The following is a 5,928-nucleotide window of genomic DNA, read 5'->3' on the forward strand; positions in this document are numbered from 1 at the left end:
TCTAGCTTCGTCGGCAGCGTCAGATGTGTATAAGGAGACAGGACGCGCTGCGCGGCGACCCGCGCCGGCTCAAGCCGGGCGACATCGCGGAGATCCGCCAGGTGTCGTACGCGGTGCGCGGCTCGGTCCGCCTGGTCGAGGGTGGCTGGAGCTGGGTCGAGCACCTGCTCGACGACGCCGGCGGCGTCCGGCGCTGGCTCTCGGTGGAGGAGGACCCGGAGTTGGAGCTGGTGTTCTGGGAGGCGGAGCCGGGTGCCACCGTCACCCCGGGCGCCCCGACCATCGACTTCGCCGGCCGCCGGTACAGCTGGGACGAGTCCGGCCAGGCCCGGTACACCGCCACCGGCACCACCGGGCTCGACCCGACGGGCACCATGCGGTACCACGACTACCAGGCGTCCGGCGGCGCCCGGCTCTCCTTCGAGGCGTACGGGGAGGCGGGCTGGGAGGTGGCCCGGGGTGAGCGGCTGCACCGCTCCGAGGTGATGATCTACCCGCAGGCCGAGGCGGACTGATGCTGGTCACCCTCGACGCTCCGTACGTCGACACCAGCGCCGCCGACCTCAGCCTTGCCCTCGGTGACGCCGAGCGGCCCGCGCTGCACGTGCTCGACCTGGCGCTGCCCGGCGACGTCCAGCTCCGGCTGCGCCTGCTCGGCGCCTCGCACCAGGTGGTGCTGCGGGCCCCCGCCACCACGCTGACCGAGACCGTCGCCTGCCTGCCCGGCCGGCCCCCCGAACTGCCCGGCACCCTGCACGACGAGGCGGCCGGCTACCGGTTCACCGCCACCGTGCTGCGCCCGGCGGGTACCGGGCTGAGCGACCGGGCCGCCGCGCTCCGCGCCGAGCTGGCCGACGAGCCGTACGCGCTGGTGGGGGTCTTCCCCGGCGACGTCGACGCGGTCACCGCGCTGTCGGTCCGCGCCGACCCGCCGGACGGTGCCCTCGCCTGGCGCACCTGGCACGCCTATCCCCAGACCAACGAGCTGGTCCTGACCGAGACGGTGGTAACCCTGCGATGACGTACCGACGCTGGTTTGTGGTGGGGGTGGCCTTCGCCGTCATCGGTGCGCTGGTCGCCGGCTTCGCCGTCTTCTACGGCAACTTCTCCCCGCGCGGCTTGGTGGAGGACCGCTACACCCGTGCGGCCGGCCGGGACATCGGCGGTGACGCCATCGCCTACACCTCGGCCCGCACCCCCAGCGAGGTGGCCGAGGAGGTCACCGACGCCTGGCAGCCCGCCGACCAGTACATCGACGGCAGCGGGGTCTACCTGCGCTACGACGACGACTCGGTGGTGATCCTGCCGATCGCCACCGGCTCGGTGATCCTGCTGGAACGCCTCGTCACCGCCTACCCGCGCTACCACCCCACGGTGGGCAACCACTGGGGCTGGGGGCGCGGGAGCACCGTCCGAGGTGGCGGCCCCGGCAGCGGCAAGTAGCCGTCCGGGCGCCGCCGGCCGCCCGCCCGACGTGGACCGACCCCCCTCACCCTGGAGCCTCCTGTGCAGACCCTCGTCACCGACCTGCTGGTCACCCTCGCGTACGGGGTGGTCGGCGTCCTGCTGATGGGCGTCGGCTACGTCCTGGTGGACGTCGCCACGCCCGGCAGGCTCAACGAGCTGATCTGGAACGAGCGCAACCGCAACGCGGCGCTGCTGCTCGCCTCCAACCTGGCGGGCGTCGGCATCATCGTGGTGGCCGCGATCGTCGCCAGCGAGGACGACTTCGTCCTCGGCCTGGTCGGCGCCGCCGCGTACGGGATCCTCGGGCTGGTCATCATGGCGGCGGCGTTCCTGCTGCTGGACGCGGCCACCCCGGGCCGGCTCGGCGAGCTCCTGGTCGACCCGGAGCCGCATCCGGCGGTGTGGGTCTCCGCCGTCGTCCACCTCGCCACCGGCGCGATCATCGCCGCCGCGATCAGCTGATGGCGACGAAGCGGCCCGCCAGCCGGGCGGGAAACCAGCGGGCGCAGACCAACGGCAGGAAGGGGATGGCAGTCGTGCTCCTGAGCGTCGGTGTCGTCGCCGTCGCCGTCGTGGCCGGCGTGCTCGGCGCCGACGACGACAGCACCCTCGTACCACCGCCGACGGCGACCGAGCGGGCCGACACCGTGCCGCTGCTGGCGCGGGCCGCCGCGACGCAGGGCATCTGCTACGGCTGGCGGCTGGAGGACGGCCTGGACGTGGTCAGCGTCGGCTCGAACCTCGGCGACGGGGTGGCCGTGGCGGACGACCCGCGCTGCCCGCGCTGGGCGCAGGTCGTCGCCGACATCACCTACACGGCCGAGAGTAGCGAGGCCAACGACTACGCCTCGGTCCGTATCGAGGGCTCCGCCGACTTGGAGCGGCTCGACCTGATCACCGTCGATTCGGGGCTGGACCGGTTCGGGCTCACCGAGGACGCCTTCCTCGACGACCCGGGCTGGGCGGTGACCCGGGCCGCGGTCAGCCTGCCGCTGCTGCTCGCCGAGACCGGTGCCGTCAGCCCCGCCCCGGTGGCCACCGCCGCCCCGGCCGCCGCGCCGTCCCCGCTGCCGGACGCCGGCAGCGACCTGTGGCGGGACCGGTGGGGCTACTTCCTCGGCGCGGCCGGCCTGCTGCTGGTCACCGCGCTGCTGGTCACCGTCGGACTGGTGCTGCGCCGCCGGCAGCGGACGCAGCGTGCCGCCGGCCCGGCGCGGGGGCAGCGCCGCGGAGGCGGCACGCGGGCCGCCGGGCGTACGCCGGAGAGGGCGTGACCGTCGACGCGCCCCCGCGCCGGCGGCTGGCTCGCGTGGCGGTGCTCGCCGCGGTCTTCGTTTGCGCGGCGTGCGGCCTGGTCTACGAGCTGGCCCTGGTCGCGCTCGGCAGCTATCTGATCGGCGACACGGTCGGCCAGGCGTCGATCGTGCTCGGCGTGATGGTCTTCGCGATGGGTGTCGGCGCGCTCGCCGCCAAGCCGTTGCAGTCCTGGGCGGCCCCCGCGTTCGCCGCCGTCGAACTGGCCCTGGCGCTGCTCGGTGGCCTGTCCGTGCTCGGCCTCTACGCCGCCTTCGCCTGGCTCGACCTGTACGGCCCGGCGCTGGTGGCCACCGCGTTCGTGCTCGGGCTGCTGATCGGCGCGGAGATCCCGCTGCTGATGGTGCTGCTGCAACGGATCCGGGAGCAGGCCGCCGGCAGCGCGGTGGCCGACCTGTTCGCCGCCGACTACGTCGGGGCGCTGCTCGGCGGACTGGCCTTCCCGTTCCTGCTGCTGCCGGTCTTCGGGCAGCTCAAGGGGGCGCTGGTGGTCGGCGCGGTGAACGCCGCCGCCGGGCTCGCGCTGGTCTGCACGGTGTTCCGCCGCGAGCTGAGCCGCCGTGCCCGGGTGTCGCTCGGCGCCGGCACCGTCGTGGTCGCGCTCTGCCTCGGGTACGCGTGGGTCACCGCGCACGACTTCGAGCTGACCGCCCGGCAGCAGCTCTACCGCGACCCGGTGGTGCACGCCGAGCGCAGCCGTTACCAGGAGATCGTGCTGACCCGCTCGGTCACCGAGTCCGGCCGCACCGGCGCCGACCTGCGCCTGTACCTCAACGGCGACCTCCAGTTCAGCTCGGTCGACGAGTACCGCTACCACGAGGCGCTGGTGCATCCGGTGCTGAACGGACCGCGCGGCGAGGTGCTGGTGCTCGGCGCGGGGGACGGGCTCGCCGTGCGGGAACTGTTGCGTTACCCGGACGTCCGGCGGATCACCGTGGTCGATCTGGACCCGGCGGTGGTGGCGTTGGCCCGCACCGATCCGCAGCTGCGCCGGCTCAACGGCGGCGCGTTCGACGACCCCCGGGTGCGGGTGTGCCACGCCGACGCGTTCGCCTGGCTGCGTACCGCCAGCGAGCGGTTCGACGCGGTGGTGGCGGACCTGCCCGACCCGGACGAGACGGCCACGGCCAAGCTCTACACCGTCGAGTTCTACGTGCTGGTCCGTAACGTCCTCGCCGCCGGGGGCCGGCTGGTGGTGCAGTCCGGCTCGCCGTACTTCGCGCCCCGGTCGTACTGGTCGATCGAGGCGTCGCTGCGCGCGGCCGGCTTCGCCGCCACCCCGTACCACGTGGACGTTCCCTCCTTCGGCGACTGGGGTTTCCTGCTCGCGGCCCCCGGCGCCACCCCGCCCGCGCTGGCCCTGCCGCCGGACGCTCCGGCGCTGCGTTTCCTCGACGCCGGGACGCTCGCCGCGGCCGGTGCCTTCCCCGCCGACCGGCGTCGTGTGGACGTGCCGGCCTCCACGCTGCTCCAGCCCCGGGTGCTCGAGTACGCCCGCGCGGAGTGGCGCGGCTACTGATCTTCTCCGGCGGGTCCCGTCGTCGTGTCCTGCCCCGCTGGCCGGTTCTCGATACGGTGTGGGCGCGATCTAGGGAAGGAGCATCGTGGTCGACTCCCACAGCACCCCGGCCCGGTCCCGGCCGGGTGTGGTGACGATTTCCAGTTATCTGCTGATTCTGTTCGCGATCACCCAGCTGATCAGCCTCATCATCACGCTCGCCACGATCGGCACGATCCGGGACGTGCTCAGGGACGCGTACCGGGGCACCTCGGCGAACGGCGCGGAGACGGTGGCGGACATCGCCTTCGCCTTCGGGATCGGCGTCAGCATCTTCCTGCTGCTGCTCTCGCTCGGGCTCGCCGTGCTGGGCATGTTCAACAACCGTGGCAGCAACGGGGCGCGGATCGCCACCTGGATCCTCGGCGGCGTCATGGTCTGCTGCGTCGGCGGCAACCTGATCGGCGGCCTGGCCGGTGGCTTCACCGGCCCCACCGGTGGGACGAACGGTGACGTGCCGAGCGGCGAGGAGATCCAGCGCCGCCTGGAGGCCGAGCTGCCGTCCTGGGTCACCCCGGTGAGCATCCTGCTCGGCGTGGTCGGTCTGCTCTCGCTGCTGGCGGCGCTGATCCTGCTGGCCCTGCCGAAGTCCAACGAGTTTTTCCGCAAGCCGAAGCAGGTGTGGGAGCCCCCGGTCCCCGGCGGGTCCTACCCGGGCTACCCGCAGGCCGGCGGCCAGCCGGGCCACCCGCAGGCCCCGGGCCACCCGCAGGCGCCGGGCTACCCGCAGTCTCCCGGCTACCCGCCGGCGCCGGGCTACCCACAGCCGGGTCAGCCTGGCCAGCCGGGTCAGCCCGGACAGTCGCAGGCCCCTGGTCAGCCGCCGGCACCGGGCGGGCCGGAGCAGCCGGGCGACGCGCAACCCGGGTCGGACCGCCCCGGCCCGACTCCGCCGCCGGTGAGTTGACACTCCGATAGCGGCGACCCCGACGGTCCCTCCGAGTAGGTTGCAACCCGACGCCTACCGGAGGGACTCGTCGTGTCGTACCCAGATCGGGCCCCGGCCCGTCGCCCGGCCGTGGTCGTGGTCGCCGCGGCGGTGCTGGCGCTGATGGCGGTGGCCGCCCTCGGGTACGCCGCGGCCGGGCTGCTCATCCTGAGCGGCACGGTGGACAGGCTCCGCTCGGCGGCAACCGGCACGTCGGCCCGCCCCGACCAGGTCGACGGGTTGGTCACCCTGCTCCGCGCGTCCACCGTGCTCTCCGCGGTGGTGAGCCTGCTGGTGGGGCTGCTGCTCGCCGGGCTCGCCCTCCGCCTGGGGGCCGGCCGCCCCGGGGGCCGGGTGACCACCTGGGTGGTCTGCGGGCTGGGTCTGCTCTTCGGCTGCTGCGGGCTGGCGGTGCTGCTCGGCCAGCGCGCCGTCCCGCTGCGGCTCGGCGAAGACGACCGGGTCGCCGCCGAGCTGCTGGGCCTGGTCGCCGACGCCCACCCGTCCTGGTGGATTCCGCTGACCGCGGGGCTTTCCGTCGGCCAGGTGCTCGGTTACCTTGTGGTAGCCGTGTTGCTGGCGCTGCCGGCGGCCAACGCGTGGTTCCGTCGACCTGCCGGGGCGCCGGGCACGCCGCCCACCCCGCACCAGCCGCCGGCAC

7 protein-coding genes and 1 pseudogene are annotated in these 5,928 nt (G+C 74.2%); all 8 read left to right on the forward strand.

Features of this window, described 5'->3' with window-relative positions; translation table 11 throughout:
* Positions 1 to 32: 32 nt before the first annotated feature.
* Positions 33 to 515 (forward strand): annotated as a pseudogene (locus C1I99_RS35455) (DUF4178 domain-containing protein); the annotation flags it as partial.
* On the forward strand, positions 515 to 1,021 hold the full coding sequence (locus tag C1I99_RS28355; RefSeq protein WP_111137268.1) for a DUF2617 family protein: 507 nt from the start codon (positions 515 to 517) through the stop codon (positions 1,019 to 1,021). The pseudogene C1I99_RS35455 and the gene C1I99_RS28355, both read left to right, overlap by 1 nt.
* A complete protein-coding gene (locus C1I99_RS28360; RefSeq protein WP_111137269.1) occupies positions 1,018 to 1,443 on the forward strand; it encodes a DUF4247 domain-containing protein in 426 nt (141 codons plus the stop codon). The genes C1I99_RS28355 and C1I99_RS28360 overlap by 4 nt, the downstream gene beginning before the upstream one ends.
* A 63-nt stretch (positions 1,444 to 1,506) precedes the next feature.
* Entirely contained in the window at positions 1,507 to 1,929 is a 423-nt protein-coding gene (locus C1I99_RS28365; RefSeq protein WP_111137270.1) for a DUF350 domain-containing protein, read from the forward strand.
* 65 nt (positions 1,930 to 1,994) lie between these two features.
* Positions 1,995 to 2,741, forward strand: coding sequence for a hypothetical protein (locus C1I99_RS28370; RefSeq protein ID WP_199562419.1), 747 nt, complete (start codon positions 1,995 to 1,997; stop codon positions 2,739 to 2,741).
* Positions 2,738 to 4,300 (forward strand): polyamine aminopropyltransferase, encoded by a 1,563-nt coding sequence (locus tag C1I99_RS28375; protein ID WP_111137271.1) that lies wholly within the window; start codon positions 2,738 to 2,740, stop codon positions 4,298 to 4,300. Before C1I99_RS28370 ends, C1I99_RS28375 begins: the two co-directional genes overlap by 4 nt.
* A gap of 85 nt (positions 4,301 to 4,385) precedes the next feature.
* Entirely contained in the window at positions 4,386 to 5,246 is an 861-nt protein-coding gene (locus C1I99_RS28380) for a hypothetical protein (RefSeq protein ID WP_111137272.1), read from the forward strand.
* 72 nt (positions 5,247 to 5,318) lie between these two features.
* Positions 5,319 to 5,928, forward strand: a 610-nt coding sequence (locus C1I99_RS28385) for a hypothetical protein (RefSeq protein WP_111137274.1), incomplete at its 3' end; no start/stop codon positions are given.

Source organism: Micromonospora deserti, from assembly GCF_003236335.1.
Lineage (GTDB): Bacteria > Actinomycetota > Actinomycetes > Mycobacteriales > Micromonosporaceae > Micromonospora > Micromonospora deserti.

Bases quoted from the DNA above. Each gene is read 5' to 3' on its own strand.
- C1I99_RS28360 (WP_111137269.1), top strand. From the start codon at position 1,018: ATGACGTACCGACGCTGGTTTGTGGTGGGGGTGGCCTTCGCCGTCATC.
- C1I99_RS28370 (WP_199562419.1), top strand. From the start codon at position 1,995: ATGGCAGTCGTGCTCCTGAGCGTCGGTGTCGTCGCCGTCGCCGTCGTG.
- C1I99_RS28355 (WP_111137268.1), top strand. From the start codon at position 515: ATGCTGGTCACCCTCGACGCTCCGTACGTCGACACCAGCGCCGCCGAC.